Consider the following 16,879-nt stretch of genomic DNA (forward strand, 5'->3'; position numbering starts at 1 on the left):
CTGAACCCCTGCCGCGTTCCGGTTTGGGAGTGCAAAAGTGCACGGTCGAAAGTTAACTTCCAAACCCATACCCCATCTTTTTCGTTTAAGGCCGCTCAACATTTTTGAGCAGGCTACTTAGACATCAGTTTGGCAAACACTTAGCCTCCGAAAAAATGTTCCAGTGGAAACAAAAAAAGACTCCTGCTACAGGCAGGAGTCTTCGGTATTGCTCATAAACCTAGTTTAGGGCCTGTATGACTCTACATACTGCTGTACTTCCCGAATGCTTGAAGTATACTGCAAGGCTTCATAGACACGGTAGAAGTTCTGGCGGTCAGCAACGCGGGAATACATGAACTTGGCTAGCTCAATCTTATTCCGATCAAAGGCAATGGTAGAAACTAAACGGCGAGCATCATCAGCGGGGAGGCTGGTTTCACGCAATGCTTCGCGGATAATAGCCAGTTTGCCATCATCGAACGATTGGCGCTGAACCGCCTGGAAGAGTCCTTCTACATCGCGAGGCGACATTACATAGGAGTCGGCTGGATAGGCAGGCTCAACATCATATCCTTCTTGGTTGGGGTAAGGGGCATCATAGACGGGAGCGGGCGGAGGCGAAACGGGCGGATAGTTTCCGCGGGGGCCGTTGCCGTAGCCAGGGCCATATCCTCCTCGAGGCAGTGGAGACGCCGACACTTTACGTAGTACAGGAGGGTAGCCATTGCGGGTCACCAGCACGAAGTTCGTTTCGAGGCCACCATCCAGGAAAACCCGGGTGCGGTAATTGATGCTTCGGCCGTATCCGGTAGGAATCAGAAACTGGGCTGAATGGTAACCGGGGGCTAGGCGGTCGAGGTAGACTTGGCGAGCACCATTGCGGGTGAGGGCCCGGCCATCGAACACCAACTGGAAGATCACTCCACGCTCAGACGTGAAGGTGGCATTGGCGGGAGCAGCCTGGACTTGGCCGGCTAGCAGCAAGAAGAACCCAACGCAAAGAAGTAGAGCCTTTTTCATGGCGGTAGTAGATAAGACGCCGGTCATCCGACGGCTGAGATGCTAAAGCCAAGGATTGTGCCAATTCTATATTTACTCCTCTCCCACTCTATATAGAGTAAGCGCTTACGCGACACGTATACTATGAGCGCTCTACTCACTAGGTAGGAGTAGAGGCTAAACCGACGTGAGTGGGGTGCCCACTACCCCGCTAAAAAGCAAAAACCCAGGCTATGCTAGGCACAACCTGGGTTTTACTAGTGCAAGAGCACTTACTCAGCAATCTTGGTCACTTTGAATTCAGTGCGGCGGTTGCGCTGATAATCTTCTTCGGTCTTGGCTCCTTTTATGACGGGGCGAGACTCCCCGTAGCCTTTGGCTGTAATACGCGACTTGTTGATGCCTTTCGAGACAATGTACGCTACTGCCGACTCCGCCCGACGCTGCGAAAGGGCCATGTTGTAGGCGTCTTTACCGCGGGAGTCGGTGTGGGAGCTAAGTTCAATGGTGATTTGCGGATTGTCGTTCAGGGTTTGCACGAGCTTATCCAGCTCCAGGGCTGCATCCGGCCGAATATTCGCCTTGTCGTAATCGTAGAAGATGTTGTCTACGACGATGGCCTTGTTCTTCACGATTTTGGTGAGCGTAAGGGTTACGGGTACCCGAACGTCATTCATAAAATCGGGCAGGGCCTCCTGGGGCGGACGACGCCCGATAGTGCTCAGGGAATTGCGCGCCGTGAAGTAGCCGGCACGGTTTGCAATGAGAGCATACGCTGCCGTGGCCGTATCGAGCTTGAAGCTGAACTTGCCATCGGGGCCGGAAGTGGTTTCCTGCAGCTTCTGACCGGTGCTGCTGAAGAGCGTTACTAGCTCACTGCCGACGGGAGACGTCTGGCCGGTTTTGTCGTTGCGCTCTACTAGCGTGCCATCGGCGTAGAAGGTCACGAACTTGTGCGGCCGCTCACGGAACAGGTACAGGTCGTCGGAGCCTTTGCCGCCGGCGCGGTTAGAAGCAAATACCCCCATCTGTGGGCCCGTGAAGAATGGGGCAAAGTCGTCGCCGTTACTATTAATAGGAGCGGCTAGGTTAACTACTTTTCCTTTCTGCACCTTAAAGATGTCTAGCTTGCCTAGGCCCGGGTGCCCGTCAGAAGAAAAATACAGGGTGCCATCGGGGGCAATAGCCGGGAAGTTTTCATTGCCGGGCGTATTGATTTGGTCGCCTAGGTTCTCCGGAGCCGCAAACCGACCGGGGCTTTCCATGGTGGCTTTGTACAGGTCGTTGCCGCCTAGGCCACCCTTACGGGTAGAGGTGAAATACAGCGTCTGGCCATCGGGCGAGAAAACTGGCGAAAACTCATCGGCTGTACTGCTGTTCACGCCGCGCAGAATTTCGGGCTCCGTCCAGGCGCCGTTCCGGAAGTACGATACCCACAAGTCAACGCTGAGGTAGCCTTTCTTGGAGCCGTCGTTGGAGCGGGCAAACACCATCATCTTGCCATCGGGCGAGTAGGTAGCGCTGGCTTCGTGACGGTTTTCGGAGTTGAAAATGGGTTCCAGCTTCCGCACGGTGCCGCCGGTCAGTTTTTGCTCGTCCTCAAATTTGATAGCGTAGAGGTCATTGAACCCTTCGCCGTTGCCCGAAAACACTTTACCCTCGCGGCCGGAAGCAAATACAAGCTCTTTGGTATCGGGCATACGGGTAGCACTGAACTCGGCGGCCGGCGTATTGATCTGGTCGAGGGGCGTTACCTCGTCGTTGGTGCGCAGGGTGAGCAGCGCCGTAGAGGCCTTGGCCGTTTTGGCTTCAAACTCGGCCTGGTCGGCTAGGGTACGGTTGCTGCCCGCTTGGGCGTAGGCTTCAAACTGGGTAGCGGCTTCATCGGTCTTGCCGGCGGCGCGTAGTGCCTGGGCGTAGCGGAAAGCCGCATCCGTGCTTTTTACTTTTCCATCCAGCGCCGCTTTATAGTACGACTCTGCCTGATCCAGCCGATTGGAAAGCCGAAACGACTCTCCGATGCGGTAATTGGCTTGGGCTATATCCTTGCCTTTGGCCACATCCTTCTTATATAAGGCTATTGCTTCTTCGTATTCGCCTTGCGTAAATCGTTTATCAGCCTTGCTTAGTTTGCCTGATGTAGCACAGCCGCTCAGCAGAACGGTTGAGCCAGCAAGGGCACCTAGTAGTATATAGGTTTTCATGGAGAGCAGGAATGGATGGGTGCAATACCAAAACGAATAACGAACATTTTGGCATCAAGTATATCAAGATAAAACGGCTCGGTGAATTTGCTGCCCTAGGAAGCTACCACTTTGAAGTACTTAGCCAGCCATGTTGAGCTAGCCGGCGCCGGCCAAGCCGTGCGCAGTTGCCCCACTGTACCAATGGTGTTATCGAAATACGGAGTTTCCGGAAGCAGCGTGCCGGCCGCTACGGCTGCCCGCAGCTCCAAGCGGTCGAGCAGCTTCACTTCGTCATTCATCAGAAATGCTAGCTTGGCTTTTTCAAGCAAATGCACGCCTAGGTGTTGCTCTACTTCGCGCACAAAACGAACGGAAGCATCAATGGAGCAGCCGCTGGCATCGGCTACGGCTTCATCCAGCCCAATTACCAAAAACTGCTGGTGCCGTATTTCTGCTGAGGCCGCCAGGGTGCGGCCGTGGCTGGTCCAGTCGGCAGCGAACTGGCGAAGGGCGGGTTGCAGCGCAGTTACCTCAGCTTCGGTGAGCGGGCGTTCGGCTTGGTAAATCCAGAGGCGAGCTGAGTCAGGCAGTTGAGAGAAGGGAACGTACATACAGGTCAGAACAGGAACAGGAAAGCTAGCACTTTACTTCGCAGACGAAGCTAGTGACTACGTATTATCTACAAAGAAACAGCCCCGCCCGGAAGTTCCGGCGGGGCTGTTTCAATAGTTACTTTTAAACGCCGTAGCAGGCTAGGCATTCAGGCCCTCCGCTGAGGCGATCAGCTCGGCCAGGTCAAACACCTGCACGTCGGATTCGCGCTCTTTGTTTTTCACGCCGTCGGCCATCATGGTCATGCAGAACGGGCACGCTACGGCAATAACGCTACCCCCGCGGTTGGAGCCAGCCGGCATAGGCGGCGCGGTGCTTTCCACTCCCTGTAGATTCAAGAGCACATCGGCTTCGCCATCGAGAGTAGCTAGTGCTTCTTCGGCGCGCTCAATGTTAATGTCTTTCTTGCCGGGCTCGGGCTCTTTCCACATCTGAGCACCTCCAGCACCACAGCACAAGCCGTTGGTTTTGCAGCGTTTCATCTCCAACAGGTCGGCGTCCAGCACTTCCAGCACGGCGCGGGGTGCCTCATAGATGTTATTAGCGCGACCCAGGTAGCAGGAATCGTGGAAGGTAATGCGACGCCCTTTGAACGACTCCCCACCCTCGGCCTTCACTTTGCCCTCATTGATGAGCTGCTGCAGGAAGGTGCTGTGGTGGATTACCTCGTACTCGCCTCCTAGGGCCGGGTATTCGTTTTTGATGGTGTTGAAGCAATGCGGGCAGGCCGTTACTACCTTCTTGATGCCGTAGCCATTGAGGGTGGTAATGTTCTGCATGGCCTGCATCTGAAACAGGAACTCGTTGCCGGCCCGCTTGGCTGGGTCGCCGGTGCAGCTTTCTTCCATGCCTAGCACGGCATAGTTTACGCCTACGTGCTCCAGAATCCGGACGAATGCCCGCGTTACGCGCTTGTAGCGGTCATCGAAGGCGCCGGCGCAGCCTACCCAGAACAGTATTTCCGGCGTTTCGCCCCGAGCAGCCAGATCGGCCATCATCGGAACATTTACTTGGCGCTTGGCAGTTTGCTCAGCCATTATATCAGTCGACAAAAGTCAGTTAGAATTGAAATTTGCTAGGGTACTGCCGGGCTTGAACCGCTCTGCCCCCTAGCTAGCTTAAGCTACAGTGGCCGTGGCTTTATCCGCCACGAACAAATCATCAGCCCAGTTGAAGCGGTCGGAAGGCGAGAAAGCCCACGGTGCTCCGTTGTTTTCGATGTTGCTGAACATAACATTCAGCGAGTTGGGAGCAGCCGATTCTTCCAGTACCAGGTAGCGGCGCATTTCTACAATGCTCTCCAACGGGTTAATGTTCACAGGGCAGGCCTCTACGCAAGCATTGCATGTGGTGCAGGCCCACAGCTCCTCGGGCGTTACGTAGCCACGCAGCAGGGTATGGTTTTCTTTATCCAGCTGCTCCTGCTCGCTGTGCTTGGCTTCCTTACCGTACAGGTTCGGGTTGAAAATCAATGGCGAGTTGTACTTCTCCTCTACCCTGTCGCGGGTATCCATGATGATTTTACGGGGCGACAGGAGCTTGCCGGTAAGGTTAGCCGGGCACACTGAGGTGCATCGGCCACATTCGGTGCAAGAATACGCGTTCAGCAGGTTCGTCCAGGCCAGGTCATCCACGTCTTTAGCACCAAAGGGGGTAGGCGCCATGGCGGAGCCATCGGGCTCAGTGGCCGGAGCTGGTACCTGGTAGCTGGGGTCCATCATGGCCTTCACCTCGTGGGTGATGCTTTCCACGTTCGAGAACTGCCCCTGCGGTACCAGCCGCGAGTAGTACACGTTCGGGAAAGCCATAATGATGTGGAAGTGCTTCGAGCTGGGCAGGTAGTTCAGGAACAGCAGAATCCCGACAATATGCGCCCACCAGCCAATGCGCTCCAGCACGTGCAGCGCCGCCGGGCTATCGGGCAGCAGGCCCGTCAGGAACTGGCTAACCGGGAAAGCGCCGGGTAGGCTGTCTCCATGCAACTTCAGGTCGGCCGCGTTCATTGTGAACAAGGCTACCATCAGAATCACCTCTACATACAGGATGATGTTGGCATCAAGCTTAGGCCACGCCCGTAGCTCAGGGCCCGTGAACCGCCGAATGGTGTTCACGTTGCGGCGCCACCAGAAGGCAACAACGGCTAGGACCACCAAGGCACCTAGCACCTCGTTGGTAGCGGTAAGCGCTGAGTACAACGGCCCCAGAAACTGCAGAAACCGGTGCGTACCAAACAGGCCGTCGACCATGATTTCGATGACTTCAATGTTGATGACAATGAAGCCCACGTAAACGATGAGGTGCAGAAAAGCCGGTGTCAGGCGCTTAAACATTTTCTGCTGTCCGAAGGCGACCAGCAACGTCTTCCACAGACGCTCGTTCACGTTGCCGCTCATATCCCGGTCGCGCCCGACGAGAATATTGGCCCGGATCTTCCGCGCTTGCCAGATGAACAGGCCGAAGCCCGCCACTGCCACCAGCAGGAAGAGGAGGTTTTGAATAGAGAAGTGCACGGGAATTGGGTAGGTTTGGGGTTTAAGCCGAAATATAGTCGTTATGCATAACAAATGACAGGATTTGCACTGCTATGTTTCCGGCAGAAAGATTTTTTTGAGATACGTCTTGCAGGTTAAAAATGGTTTATTACTTTTGTGCTCCCCAACGGACAAAGCGCCTAAGGGAACCAAGAGCTGGTAATGTAGCTCAGTTGGTAGAGCACAGCACTGAAAATGCTGGTGTCGTTGGTTCGATTCCAATCATTACCACAGAAAAGCCCCTCAGTAGTACACTGAGGGGCTTTTTGTTGTTTAGCGGTTTTGGTGGCGCAGAGGCCTAGCAAGCACAGTCGTGGTTGGCAATAGCAGAGTGAGGCAAAGGCATTGCGCCGCCTCGCGTCCGAAAGAAGGCATCAACTTCTTGCCGCAAATTGTCAAAGTCATCGTTTTCCAGCTCGGCTACTATCTGGTTCAAATGCGCAATATGCTGTTCCGTGCTAAGCAAATAGCCCGGCTCTTGCACCCAAGAGTAGGCATACAGGTATGCGCCATCAGGAGCCTGCTGCTCATGCTGATAACGGACATCTACAATAGGCGTGAAAGCTGCTTCGGCGGTATTGAGAGGATAATCCCAGGAACGATAAGAAGCTAAACGGATAAAGCCAAGCTGCCGTAGGTAGCCGTCTTTTACATCAGAGGGAAACATAATAAAGCAGCATAGGCACCGAAAGGAATGAGCCCTGCCAGCGCCTGCAAGTTCGGTTACTGTTGAGCATGCGACAAGGAAGGAACAGCCCGATTTGTGACTCGCCTATACCAGACCGTGCACGCTAAAAGAAGGCCCCATTACACAGAAACACCGAAACTCCGGCAACCGCTCCTTCCTTTTGTGACTTATCGCCAGGCTCCTTTGGGTAGGTCAACTGGCATAGGCCTGCTGCAAGCGGCAGGTAGCAGCGCTGGTAAAGCACAAGCTGCACGAGTTGCACAACCCAGTATCAGCTAGGGGCGGCAGGTAGTATCCCGGGCGGCTTCGGCAAACCGATACCCCTGCACTACGGCCCGCCGGAAAAACTCGCAGGCCTCTTGGCGGCTTCCCTCTTGCTGCGCCACCCGGCCCAGTAAAAAATAAACCCTAGCCTGATTGGGATAAATAGCCAGCACCTGCCAGTAGTCGGCGCGGGCGGCGCGGTAGTCCTGTTCCTTAAAATTGACTAGGCCCCGATAAAGCAGCAACCGAGCGATGATGAAGGAGGGGAAAGCTCGAGCATGGCGCAAGCCCGCTTCAAACTCGCGGTGCGCCGGAGCATATTGATTGCTGAAAAGCAGTGTTTCGCCCTTTAGCAACCGCGCCTGCGCCTGTGTAGAGTCCAGCACTAGTGCTTGCTGTACTGCCTGCTGGGCCAACTCCGGGCGTTGCATCGCTTGATAGCACAAACCTATTCTGACCAGCAAGTTGGCGCGCTGCTTAGGCAGAGCGGTTTTGGCTAAGGCATCTATATAATCCGTAACGGCAGCCTGAGGCCGCTGATACCCTAGTTCCTCTACCTCTCCGCGCCGCCAAAACGCCTGCGTATATCCAGAGCGCAGGCGGATAGCCTCCGAAAAAAAGCTGTGCGCGGCACTCCACTCCCGACGAGCGTAGGCACCTAGCCCGCTCTGATAAGCTCGGCTGGCAGCCATCCGGTCAAGCCCTAGCTTCACTACCCAGCCAAACAGTAGCATAGTCAGCACAATGACAGCAATAAGCTGAAAGTCTCGGCGGGTAAATCGGGCCCGTTGGCGCGGAATAGTGCGGTAGTGCCGCTCGTGGGAGCCGGCCGGCCGGCGGGTTCGGAGCGGTGCGGGCGGCGGCATAGGCACTCCGTATACCCGCTGGCCCTGTTGCCGAAACTCCTGCTGGCGCCGTACTTCTGCTGCCCGCCGCACCGCCACTTGCAGCTGAAAGTCGTACTGGGCCCTACGGCCTGGGTCGCTGAGTACGCGGTACGCAGCGGCTACCGCCTTGAACAGTTCTTCGTGAAGCGCACTGCCACCGTGCTTATCCGGATGGTACTGCACGGCCAGCCGCTTGTACGCTTGCTTTATCTCGCGGGCAGTTGCGGCAGCGGATACCCCTAGTACCTGGTAATGATTCTGACTCAAGATATGGCCGTGTGAAGTAAAAGTAAGGCAAATTTCAGACACGATGTCGCCTTTTCCGTAAGAAAGGGCTACCTCAAAAATTAATGCTACCGCAGTTTCATTACTTGCGAACCTGTAACATTGTTCCCTGCAAAAACTCTCCCCTATGGGCCTGTTCTCCACTGAAGACGACGCAACTAAAACGCCTGCTTCCGATTCTCTCATCGGAAATCTGAAAGGCTACCTTGACACGCGCCTGGACCTAGTGCGTCTGGAAGTCCAGGAGAAAGCCAAAACTGCTTTCGTCGGGACCCTGCACGGCGTTACACTGGCTACCATTGGCCTGATGTTCTTCCTGTTTTTGAACATCTTCCTGGGCCTCCTGCTCAACGATGTACTTGACAGTAGCTACTGGGGCTTTGGCATTGTGGCTGGCTTTTATCTAGTGCTACTTATCATCTTCCTTGTGGGAGTTGACAAGAAACTGTTCCAGGGCCTGGCTGATAAGATGCTGAACAATACCATCTATAAATCCGACAAACGTCAAGCCTAACCGTTCTATGGCCGATCTGCATAACCCGCTGTTTGAAGACGAGAAAGAGTTTCTGGAGCACCAGAAACTGGAATATGAACGCGCCTTGCTCGGCGACGTCGAGGAAATCAAAGCCAAAACTCAGGAAGTCGGCAAGTACGTAGCCATTGGTGCCAGTGTACTAGGTGGCATCTGGTTGCTTTCGAAAGCCTTCGGCGGGAAAAAAAAACACGCCCTTAACAACGACCAGGAGTACCAACGCCACCTAGCGCCTAGCCCTAGCCGCCCCCGGCGCCCTACCGTCCCAACGGGTGTGGATACTGCCGTAGCAGATGACCTGGGCTTTGGCACCGGACACTTCTCGCGGATGGAGCGCCGTCCCAAGAGCAAACGCGCTGACATTGCCCCCGACGTGTACCACACCGATGCGGATCCGTTTCAGCCGCTAGGTTATGAGGCCTCCACAGGGCAGCATCCGGTTCAAGCCTATCAATCTGCTAATCAGCCACAATCCGACGCTTCTTCTATTGTAGCCTCGGCCTTCCGGGCGTTTCTGCAGTCAGATACCGGCAAAATGCTGGTGGCACAGGCTTCGGCAGTGTTGATGGCTTATGTAGCAAAGAAGGCCAGCGAGTATTTGCCAATGCTTAAAAATCCCGACCTTGCATCTTCGGCCGCAGTTCATACTGAGCCCGAGACCAAGGATATCGAGTTTACTTATCACCACGACGACGCGGATGCGCCTCACCAGCCTGTATGATGCCCTGAGCAAACGCCGGACGCACGGCCAGAAGTCTCTGGCTGTATTGCTGGATCCCGATACTATCGATGAGGCCAGCTGCCGGCACTTGCTTGGGTTAAGTGAGCAACACGTAGTAGATTACTTTTTTGTGGGCGGCAGCTTGGTGATGAATACGCGCCAAGCTGCCCTCATTCGTTTTATCAAGAGCCACTCCAAGGTTCCGGTATTGCTTTTCCCTAGCCATAGCCTGCATTTAGATGACCAGGCCGATGGAATTTTGCTGCTGTCCTTGATTTCCGGCCGCAACCCCGACTTCCTGATTGGCCAGCACGTTATTGCGGCTCCGTTGCTGCGCCAAAGCAACCTCCAGATTTTGCCCACCGGCTATATGTTGGTAGACACGGGCCGGCAAACCACGGCCAGCTACATGAGTGGCACTACCCCCCTCCCCTACGACAAACCGGCCATAGCCGCCTGCACGGCCATGGCCGGCGAGCAGTTGGGCCTGCGCCTAATGTACCTGGATGGCGGTAGTGGCGCTATGTACCCAGTAGCGCCCGCCATGATTAAGGCCGTTCGCCAAGCCGTAGAAGTGCCCCTCATTGTAGGCGGCGGCATCAATACCACTGAAAAAGCACAGGCTGCCCTTACTGCTGGCGCCGATGTTATTGTAGTAGGCAACCAGATTGAGAAAGCGCCGGAGTTCTTGGCTGAAATGTCGAAGGTCGTGAGCAGCTTCAACAGCGTGCTACTTACCGAATAACAATTACTACCCCTACACCAACAGAAAAGGCCACCTGAGTAGGTGGCCTTTTCTGTTGGTGTAGCTGAGCGGTTTGCGAGAAAACGGCCCCTAGTCTTTATATCTTCTTACAAGATTAGATATTCATGGCAGACTCCCGACGACGCATTTTGCCAGCCGGAATACCAAACATCATCTTGAAGCGACGGCAGAAATACGCGGTGTCTTTGTAGCCCACTTCTTTCCCAATGTCGCGGATGCTCTTTTTGGTGGTGCGCAGCAAGAACACGGCGCGCTCCATGCGCTGGTACTCGATGTAGTCTTGGGGGTTAATGCCAGTCAGCATCTTGAAATACTGGCCTACATAGTCTTCGCTCACGTTAGCCACGCCCGACAGCACCTTGTTTGAGAGGTCGCCACCAATGTTCTCCTTGATGTAGTTGAACAGATCAATGAGGCGTGGATCTTTGAAGTACGTGCTGTTGGTGGCCAGTTGCTCCACAAACATCTTGTTTTTCAAGATGTAGCGCACGATTTCCACCACAATGTTTTCGGTGTAAATCGTGATAAGCCGCTCACGACCGGGCAGCTCCTGCAGACTCTCTTCTACTACCTTGATGACCAGGTTCGCTAGTTTGGAGTTACCGGTGATTAAGAAAGCCGGCACGTCCAGGGAGGCAAAGAAGTTCACCGAGTCGAACACCTTGGCTTCAAAGCTCACAAAGGAGTGGCTCTCCTCGGCATCTCCAATCAAGTCTAGGTCAGAGTTCGAGTGGAAGAACTTGTCCTTATTCGTGATAAGGTCATCGTTGGTGATGCTCTTATTGGAGGTTTCGCCGTAGGTTACTTTGGTAGCCCGACCACCTGGAATGAAGAGCATTTCGCCTTCCTCAACTACCTGATCTTCATCGCCAAACGAAATACGCCCTTTGTGGAGCAGGATAAGGTTATTGCCTACGTCATAGGAATTGCGAACCGTAAACGGCTGTTGCAATACTAGGTTCTTTGCCTTGATGTACCGGACACCCAGGGACTCTATCACTTTATTATAATCTTCCATCTTCGGCGGGCGGTTAGCTAGTACGAGTGTTGCCGGGAAATGGTACCCCGGACTTATCTAATGCAAAATAACATATAAAAATTCACACAAACACAAAACCCAACCTAAAAAAGGCTGGGTTTTGTGCAATACTTCTGACTTTTAGGCAATTCGTTATTTATTTCAGGATTTCCCGCGAGATTACAATTTTCTGAATCTCGGAAGTTCCTTCATAAATCTGCGTGATTTTGGCATCACGCATGAAGCGTTCCACATGGAATTCCTTCACGAAGCCATAGCCTCCGTGGATTTGAACGGCCTCTACAGAGGCCTCCATAGCCGTTTTGGAAGCGAACAGCTTGGCCATAGCGCCTGACTTAGCGTAATCGGCGTGTGCATCTTTATCGGCAGCAGCCTGCAAGCACAGCAGACGAGCCGCATCAATGTTAGTAGCCATATCAGCCAGCTTGAACTGAATGGCCTGATGCTGAGCAATTGGAACACCAAATGCCTTACGCTCTTTCGAGTACTTCAGGGACAGCTCGTAGGCGCCTGAAGCAATGCCCAGCGCTTGCGCCGCAATACCAATGCGGCCGCCAGCCAGCACCTGCATGGCGAACTTGAAGCCGAAGCCGTCCTCGCCGATGCGGTTTTCCTTGGGCACTTTTACGTCGTTGAACATCAGGGAGTGCGTATCAGAACCCCGAATGCCCAGCTTATTTTCCTTCAGGCCTACTTGAAAACCAGGAGTATCCTTGTCCACGATGATGGCATTGATCCCGCGGTGCTTCAGCTCTGGATTAGTTTGCGCAATAACGATGTATACCGAGGCCGAAGAGCCATTGGTAATCCAGTTTTTGGTGCCGTTGATGAGGTAGTGGTCGCCTTTGTCCTCGGCGGTGGTGCGTTGCATGGTAGCGTCGGAGCCAGCTTCAGGCTCAGAGAGGCAGAAAGCGCCGATAATTTCGCCGGAGGTCAGGCGGGGCAGGTACTTGCGCTTCTGCTCCTCGCTGCCATATTGCTCTAGGCCCCAGCATACCAGCGAGTTGTTCACTGACATAATTACCGAGCAGGAGGCATCTACCTTGCTGATTTCTTCCATGGCCAGCACGTAGCTCACCGTGTCCATGCCGCCGCCGCCGTACTCAGGGCTAACCATCATGCCGAGGAAGCCCAGCTCCCCCATCTTCTTGATTTGCTCAGCAGGAAATTTTTGATGCTCGTCGCGCTCGATTACGCCGGCCCATAGTTCAGATTGAGCAAAGTCACGGGCGGCGGCCTGAACGGCTAGTTGTTCTTCGGTGAGCTGAAAGTTCATGCGGTAAGAAAAGGGGGTGGGATGGGAAATGCGCAAAAAATGCCGAGCGTAAATTCGCTGGTGCCTCAAAATTAACCACTGCCATTGCAGAATGCGCAGATAGTACCATTTTTTTCTGGCAGGCTGGCTTAGTAAGGCTTTTGACCAGCTTTTTGTTTCAACTGGAGCTAGTATTCTCTTCTTGATATACAGTGCTAATCTGAGGTTTAGGAACTGAGCCAACCCAGTAAGCACTTGCCATCGGCTACTAGCCCCTGGCTAAAAGCAAACCGCCACCTTAACTAATAAGGTGGCGGTTTGCTGGTTCTCGGTCAAAGGCCGCAACGGTTTAACGACGGTCGCGGCTTCCCATAAAGATGCTGACATAGTACAGCAAGGTAGCCAGGGAGCTAAGCGCCGCTACTACGTAGGTCATAGCAGCCCACCACAGGGCATCTTTAGCCATAGCATGCTCCTGCGTCGTCACGATACCGCGCTTGTCAATCCAGGCCAGGGCGCGCTTGGAGGCGTCGAACTCAACCGGCAGGGTCACAAACGAAAACAGGGTGGTAAGCGAGAACAGCACGATGCCTAGGCCCAGTGGAATAAGCGTAGTGCGAATCATGAGCACCCCGGCTAGCAGGATAAACGGCATGAACTTCGAAACGGCACTGAGAGCGGGCACCATGGCCGACCGGAATTGCAGGGCACTGTAGGCCGTAGCGTGCTGCACAGCGTGGCCGCATTCGTGGGCCGCTACTGCGGCGGCGGCGGCACTACGCTCCGCATATACCGCCTCGCTCAGGTTTACCGTTTTATCAGCGGGGTTGTAATGATCGGTCAGGCGGCCTTCGGTGCTGATAACGCGCACATCGGTAATACCGTGGTCGGCTAGCATTAGCTCGGCAATCTGTTTGCCGGAAAGCCCCGACTGCAATCCGATTTGGCCGTACTTGGTGAACTTGCTCCGTAACCGCCATTGAATTAACCAGCTGACAACCATTGCCAGGATAAGGATGAAATAAATGGGGCTTGAGTTATAGTACATGATCGTGCGTGATTAAGTGAAGAGAGAGGCCAGCAAGTGCAGAAAGAACCAGAAGGTCGGGTAGCACACCTACCGTTTCTCTGCTCTTTCCTTACCGTTCCGTACCCAAAATTCGCTCGACAATACGCGTGGTGCTATAGCCAGCTACTAGGGGTACGGTCAGGACTTGCCCGCCATGTTGTAACACTACCTCGTGGCCTACAATTCCACTAATCTGATAGTCGTCGCCTTTCACCAGAATATCGGGCTTCAGGGCTTCAATCAGAGCTAGAGGCGTTTGCTCGCCGAAGAGGACTACAGCATCTACAAACAAAAGAGAGGCCAACACCCTTGCGCGTGACACTTCGTCTTGCAGCGGCCGGCCGGGCTTAAGGCAGCTTACTGAGGCGTCGGTGTTGAGCCCTACTACCAAGCGGTTCCCTAGGTGCCGGGCCTTCTCCAAATAATCAACGTGGCCCAGATGCAGCAGATCAAAGCAGCCGTTCGTGAATACTACTTTCTCATGGGCCGCCTTCCAAGCTTCCACTAGGGGCAGTAGCTGGCCAAGCGGCAGTATTTTATCCTTCGTCCACATGGGCTCCCTTGTTTAGGTTACGGCAACCTGCTCGACCTTTTTACCCGATTTCGTCATGCTAGCCACGAAGCTAATGCCCCCCATCAGCACCACAAGTAAGGTTTGGGAGCCGTGCACTACTAGGGCATATGCAATGCCAGCCTCTTTGCTGATGCCATATACCAGCAAGGTGCTTTGCACCATCAAGTGAAAAGCACCAAAGCCGCCTTGTACGGGCGCGGCCATACCAAAAGCCCCAAACGTCAGGACTGCTAGGCCCGCCCCCAGCCCCAACCCCGATGTAGCGGGGAAGGCAAAGAAAGCCAAGTAATCCATTAGGTAATACACCAACCAGGTAAAGGCCGTATGGAGCAGAAACAGGCCGGGGTTGCGGAGCTTACGTACGCTAAATACCCCATCCAGCATGCCGCGCACAAAGTTTTCGATCTTCAGAAAGAAAGTCCGCTCGCGCAGCTTCTCCAGATTCTGAAACAATAGGTAGCCTGTTAGGGCCAAGAGCAGGATGGCTACTACCGCTACGGACAACAGCAACTGTTTGTGCTCGGCCACAGAGTTGTAGCGGTCAGAAAACAGACTGACCACAAAGGCCCAGAACTTATGCAAATCCAGCAGTAATGTCAGGCCCAGTAGACACACCAGTACCAGCACATCAATTACCCTTTCCGTAATAACGGCCCCTAGTGATACCTGCACTGGTACTCGGCTTGTGCGGTGTAACACGGAGCACCGGATAACTTCTCCCATTCGGGGTAGTACCAGGTTGGCCAAATAGCCCGCCATCATGGCATGATACACGTCCCAGTAGCGCGGATTCTGGCCGCTGGCTTCCAGCTGCATCTGCCACCGGTGCGCCCGGCTAAAATACCCCAGCGCTGAAAGTACCAGCGTGAAAGCCAGCCAGCCGTAGCTTGCTTGCCGCAGATAGCCGCCAATAAGCGCCAGGTTCTGGCCCCGTAGCGCGTACCACATCAGCAACCCCGATAAGGCTAGTAACAGGCCGTATTTCAGAACGTTTAGCAGTTGCTTCATGCAATAAAGGAATAAGCAGGTGGCTGGTTGCACCGCAAAGCATGGGGCAGCAAGCAGCTGAAACCCTCCTTTCCGGCGCAACCAGCCACCAATATATACCCGAGTCTAGCTGACCCGATTGTGTTGGTCAGGAAAGATAACCGTAGGCTTGTGCGTTTTGGCCTCCGCGAAATCAATTAAGGCATAGGAGATGATGATAATAATGTCGCCAACGGCCACGCGCCGGGCAGCCGGGCCATTCAGGCAAATCATGCCCGAGCCTCTTTCCCCCTTGATAGTATAGGTTTCGAACCGCTCGCCGTTGTTGATATTTACGATGGTCACTTTCTCGTTTTCCACCATATTGGCTGCGTCCAGCAGGTCTTCATCAATAGTGATGCTACCCACATAGTGCAGCTCCGCCTGCGTAACCTTAACGCGGTGAATCTTGGACTTGAGAATCTCGATATGCATGAGCTGAAAAAGCCGGTGAATTTTGGGCCCTAAAGATACGGAAGCCTAATTTGGGAGCCGGTTAAACGAGTTGCACCTTTTCCGTACCTAGTGGCGCTTCATCAACTGCTGCTGATCTGCCTTGGATCTGCCGCTCTACCACTACATTATCTATCAACCGCACGCCCCCTAGGTGCGCCGCTAGGCACAACACCACGGCGCGACCGGGCTGCCACTCCGTAAAAGGCTGTAGCGTTTGGGCATCGGCCACCTCTAGGTACTCTAGCTCGATGGCCGGCACCGCACTTAGGAAATTTGCCACAGCGCTTTTTACTTCATCAACCGTTGCTTGCCCAGTTTGCACCAGCTCAGCGGCTAGCTGCAGGGCACGATACAGATAGGGAGCCACGGCACGAGCATCAGCGGAAAGACGGCGGTTTCGGGAGGACATGGCCAGCCCATCTGCTTCGCGTACCGTTGGAAAAGACACGAGCTCTACATCAAAGGACAGGTCTGCTATAAGCTGGCGCACCACCGCCACTTGCTGGTAGTCTTTCTGCCCGAAATATGCCCGGTGCGGGCGGCTCAGATGAAACAATTTGCTTACTACCGTGGCTACCCCGTTAAAGTGGCCGGGGCGGTGCGCTCCTTCCATTACCTGCTCCAGGGGGCCAAAATCAAAGCGCAATACGGTGTTGCGCCGGTACATCTCCTCCACTGGGGGCATAAAGAGGGCTGTGCAACCGGCGGGACCTAGCAAATCGGCATCTGCCTCAGGTAGACGCGGATAGAGTCGGAAATCCTCGGAGTTATTGAACTGGGTGGGATTCACGAAGATGCTTACCACCACCACATCGCACTCCTGCGCCGCGGCCCGGACCAGTTGCAGATGTCCTTCGTGCAACGCTCCCATGGTGGGCACTAGCCCAATGCGTTTGCCTTCGCGGCGCCAATTCTCTGTTTGGGCTTGCAACGCCGCGGCGGTATTTAGTATCTGCATAGAGGTTAAAGGCCGATTCGACGAGTAGCGGACCGGGTTAGGTTGAAAT

17 protein-coding genes and 1 tRNA gene are annotated in these 16,879 nt (G+C 54.3%); 4 read left to right on the top strand and 14 right to left on the bottom strand.

Annotation, left to right across the window (positions count from 1 at the left end; translation table 11 throughout):
- Window positions 1-225: 225 nt before the first annotated feature.
- The 5 genes from ACYVGU_RS13490 to ACYVGU_RS13510 form a co-directional block, all read right to left on the bottom strand.
- Complete coding sequence (locus ACYVGU_RS13490; protein ID WP_460622508.1) at window positions 226-1,002, bottom strand: DUF4476 domain-containing protein; 777 nt, start codon at window positions 1,000-1,002, stop codon at window positions 226-228.
- 251 nt (window positions 1,003-1,253) lie between these two features.
- Window positions 1,254-3,185, bottom strand: a complete 1,932-nt coding sequence (locus ACYVGU_RS13495; RefSeq protein WP_460622509.1) for an OmpA family protein — start codon at window positions 3,183-3,185, stop codon at window positions 1,254-1,256.
- Between the two features lie 95 nt (window positions 3,186-3,280).
- Window positions 3,281-3,778, bottom strand: a complete 498-nt coding sequence (locus tag ACYVGU_RS13500; RefSeq protein WP_460622510.1) for a hypothetical protein — start codon at window positions 3,776-3,778, stop codon at window positions 3,281-3,283.
- Between the two features lie 141 nt (window positions 3,779-3,919).
- Entirely contained in the window at window positions 3,920-4,774 is an 855-nt protein-coding gene (locus tag ACYVGU_RS13505; protein WP_460614300.1) for a (Fe-S)-binding protein, read from the bottom strand.
- A 123-nt stretch (window positions 4,775-4,897) separates the two neighbouring features.
- On the bottom strand, window positions 4,898-6,289 hold the full coding sequence (locus tag ACYVGU_RS13510; protein ID WP_460622511.1) for a (Fe-S)-binding protein: 1,392 nt from the start codon (window positions 6,287-6,289) through the stop codon (window positions 4,898-4,900).
- A 179-nt stretch (window positions 6,290-6,468) separates the two neighbouring features.
- On the opposite strand from ACYVGU_RS13510, the gene ACYVGU_RS13515 reads away from it, so the two are divergent.
- Window positions 6,469-6,541, top strand: a tRNA-Phe gene (locus ACYVGU_RS13515).
- Window positions 6,542-6,608: 67 nt separating this feature from the next.
- On the opposite strand, the gene ACYVGU_RS13520 is transcribed toward ACYVGU_RS13515, so the two are convergent.
- Together ACYVGU_RS13520 and ACYVGU_RS13525 are read right to left on the bottom strand one after the other, a co-directional pair.
- Window positions 6,609-6,977: a hypothetical protein gene (locus ACYVGU_RS13520; RefSeq protein ID WP_460622512.1), complete on the bottom strand. Its 369-nt coding sequence runs from the start codon at window positions 6,975-6,977 to the stop codon at window positions 6,609-6,611.
- Between the two features lie 296 nt (window positions 6,978-7,273).
- Window positions 7,274-8,416 carry a J domain-containing protein gene (locus ACYVGU_RS13525; RefSeq protein ID WP_460622513.1) on the bottom strand — a complete coding sequence of 381 codons (1,143 nt, stop codon included), beginning with the start codon at window positions 8,414-8,416 and terminating at the stop codon, window positions 7,274-7,276.
- 145 nt (window positions 8,417-8,561) lie between these two features.
- Here ACYVGU_RS13525 and ACYVGU_RS13530 point away from each other — a divergent pair, with 145 nt between their 5' ends.
- Genes ACYVGU_RS13530 through ACYVGU_RS13540 form a run of 3 tightly spaced genes read left to right on the top strand, consistent with a single transcriptional unit; the run spans window position 8,562 to window position 10,432 of the window.
- A complete protein-coding gene (locus ACYVGU_RS13530) occupies window positions 8,562-8,948 on the top strand; it encodes a phage holin family protein (protein WP_460613145.1) in 387 nt (128 codons plus the stop codon).
- Window positions 8,949-8,955: 7 nt separating this feature from the next.
- Window positions 8,956-9,687, top strand: a complete 732-nt coding sequence (locus ACYVGU_RS13535; RefSeq protein ID WP_460622514.1) for a hypothetical protein — start codon at window positions 8,956-8,958, stop codon at window positions 9,685-9,687.
- Window positions 9,665-10,432 carry a geranylgeranylglyceryl/heptaprenylglyceryl phosphate synthase gene (locus tag ACYVGU_RS13540; RefSeq protein WP_460622515.1) on the top strand — a complete coding sequence of 256 codons (768 nt, stop codon included), beginning with the start codon at window positions 9,665-9,667 and terminating at the stop codon, window positions 10,430-10,432. The genes ACYVGU_RS13535 and ACYVGU_RS13540 overlap by 23 nt, the downstream gene beginning before the upstream one ends.
- A gap of 115 nt (window positions 10,433-10,547) precedes the next feature.
- Here the strand turns inward: ACYVGU_RS13540 and ACYVGU_RS13545 are convergent, their stop codons facing one another.
- The 7 genes from ACYVGU_RS13545 to panC all read right to left on the bottom strand — a co-directional run bounded on the left by ACYVGU_RS13545 (window position 10,548) and on the right by panC (window position 16,830).
- Window positions 10,548-11,471, bottom strand: a complete 924-nt coding sequence (locus tag ACYVGU_RS13545) for a helix-turn-helix domain-containing protein (protein WP_460613148.1) — start codon at window positions 11,469-11,471, stop codon at window positions 10,548-10,550.
- A gap of 157 nt (window positions 11,472-11,628) precedes the next feature.
- Window positions 11,629-12,768, bottom strand: coding sequence for an acyl-CoA dehydrogenase family protein (locus ACYVGU_RS13550; RefSeq protein ID WP_460622516.1), 1,140 nt, complete (start codon window positions 12,766-12,768; stop codon window positions 11,629-11,631).
- A gap of 328 nt (window positions 12,769-13,096) precedes the next feature.
- Complete coding sequence (locus ACYVGU_RS13555; protein ID WP_460613150.1) at window positions 13,097-13,795, bottom strand: zinc metallopeptidase; 699 nt, start codon at window positions 13,793-13,795, stop codon at window positions 13,097-13,099.
- Between the two features lie 91 nt (window positions 13,796-13,886).
- A complete protein-coding gene (gene rfaE2 / locus ACYVGU_RS13560) occupies window positions 13,887-14,369 on the bottom strand; it encodes a nucleotidyl transferase family protein (RefSeq protein WP_460622517.1) in 483 nt (160 codons plus the stop codon).
- A gap of 12 nt (window positions 14,370-14,381) precedes the next feature.
- Window positions 14,382-15,398 carry a lysylphosphatidylglycerol synthase transmembrane domain-containing protein gene (locus ACYVGU_RS13565; protein ID WP_460622518.1) on the bottom strand — a complete coding sequence of 339 codons (1,017 nt, stop codon included), beginning with the start codon at window positions 15,396-15,398 and terminating at the stop codon, window positions 14,382-14,384.
- Window positions 15,399-15,503: 105 nt separating this feature from the next.
- Window positions 15,504-15,851, bottom strand: a complete 348-nt coding sequence (panD, locus tag ACYVGU_RS13570) for an aspartate 1-decarboxylase (protein ID WP_460613153.1) — start codon at window positions 15,849-15,851, stop codon at window positions 15,504-15,506.
- Between the two features lie 61 nt (window positions 15,852-15,912).
- Entirely contained in the window at window positions 15,913-16,830 is a 918-nt protein-coding gene (gene panC / locus ACYVGU_RS13575) for a 4-phosphopantoate--beta-alanine ligase (protein ID WP_460622519.1), read from the bottom strand.
- Window positions 16,831-16,879: the final 49 nt, after the last annotated feature.

It is taken from the genome of Hymenobacter tenuis (assembly GCF_054780495.1).

Coding starts and splice junctions, on each gene's coding strand:
- ACYVGU_RS13490 (WP_460622508.1), bottom strand. CDS start 1,002: ATGAAAAAGGCTCTACTTCTTTGCGTTGGGTTCTTCTTGCTGCTAGCC.
- ACYVGU_RS13495 (WP_460622509.1), bottom strand. CDS start 3,185: ATGAAAACCTATATACTACTAGGTGCCCTTGCTGGCTCAACCGTTCTG.
- ACYVGU_RS13500 (WP_460622510.1), bottom strand. CDS start 3,778: ATGTACGTTCCCTTCTCTCAACTGCCTGACTCAGCTCGCCTCTGGATT.
- ACYVGU_RS13505 (WP_460614300.1), bottom strand. CDS start 4,774: ATGGCCGATCTGGCTGCTCGGGGCGAAACGCCGGAAATACTGTTCTGG.
- ACYVGU_RS13520 (WP_460622512.1), bottom strand. CDS start 6,977: ATGTTTCCCTCTGATGTAAAAGACGGCTACCTACGGCAGCTTGGCTTT.
- ACYVGU_RS13530 (WP_460613145.1), top strand. CDS start 8,562: ATGGGCCTGTTCTCCACTGAAGACGACGCAACTAAAACGCCTGCTTCC.
- ACYVGU_RS13535 (WP_460622514.1), top strand. CDS start 8,956: ATGGCCGATCTGCATAACCCGCTGTTTGAAGACGAGAAAGAGTTTCTG.
- ACYVGU_RS13540 (WP_460622515.1), top strand. CDS start 9,665: ATGCGCCTCACCAGCCTGTATGATGCCCTGAGCAAACGCCGGACGCAC.
- ACYVGU_RS13545 (WP_460613148.1), bottom strand. CDS start 11,471: ATGGAAGATTATAATAAAGTGATAGAGTCCCTGGGTGTCCGGTACATC.
- ACYVGU_RS13550 (WP_460622516.1), bottom strand. CDS start 12,768: ATGAACTTTCAGCTCACCGAAGAACAACTAGCCGTTCAGGCCGCCGCC.
- ACYVGU_RS13555 (WP_460613150.1), bottom strand. CDS start 13,795: ATGTACTATAACTCAAGCCCCATTTATTTCATCCTTATCCTGGCAATG.
- rfaE2 (WP_460622517.1), bottom strand. CDS start 14,369: ATGTGGACGAAGGATAAAATACTGCCGCTTGGCCAGCTACTGCCCCTA.
- ACYVGU_RS13565 (WP_460622518.1), bottom strand. CDS start 15,398: ATGAAGCAACTGCTAAACGTTCTGAAATACGGCCTGTTACTAGCCTTA.
- panD (WP_460613153.1), bottom strand. CDS start 15,851: ATGCATATCGAGATTCTCAAGTCCAAGATTCACCGCGTTAAGGTTACG.
- panC (WP_460622519.1), bottom strand. CDS start 16,830: ATGCAGATACTAAATACCGCCGCGGCGTTGCAAGCCCAAACAGAGAAT.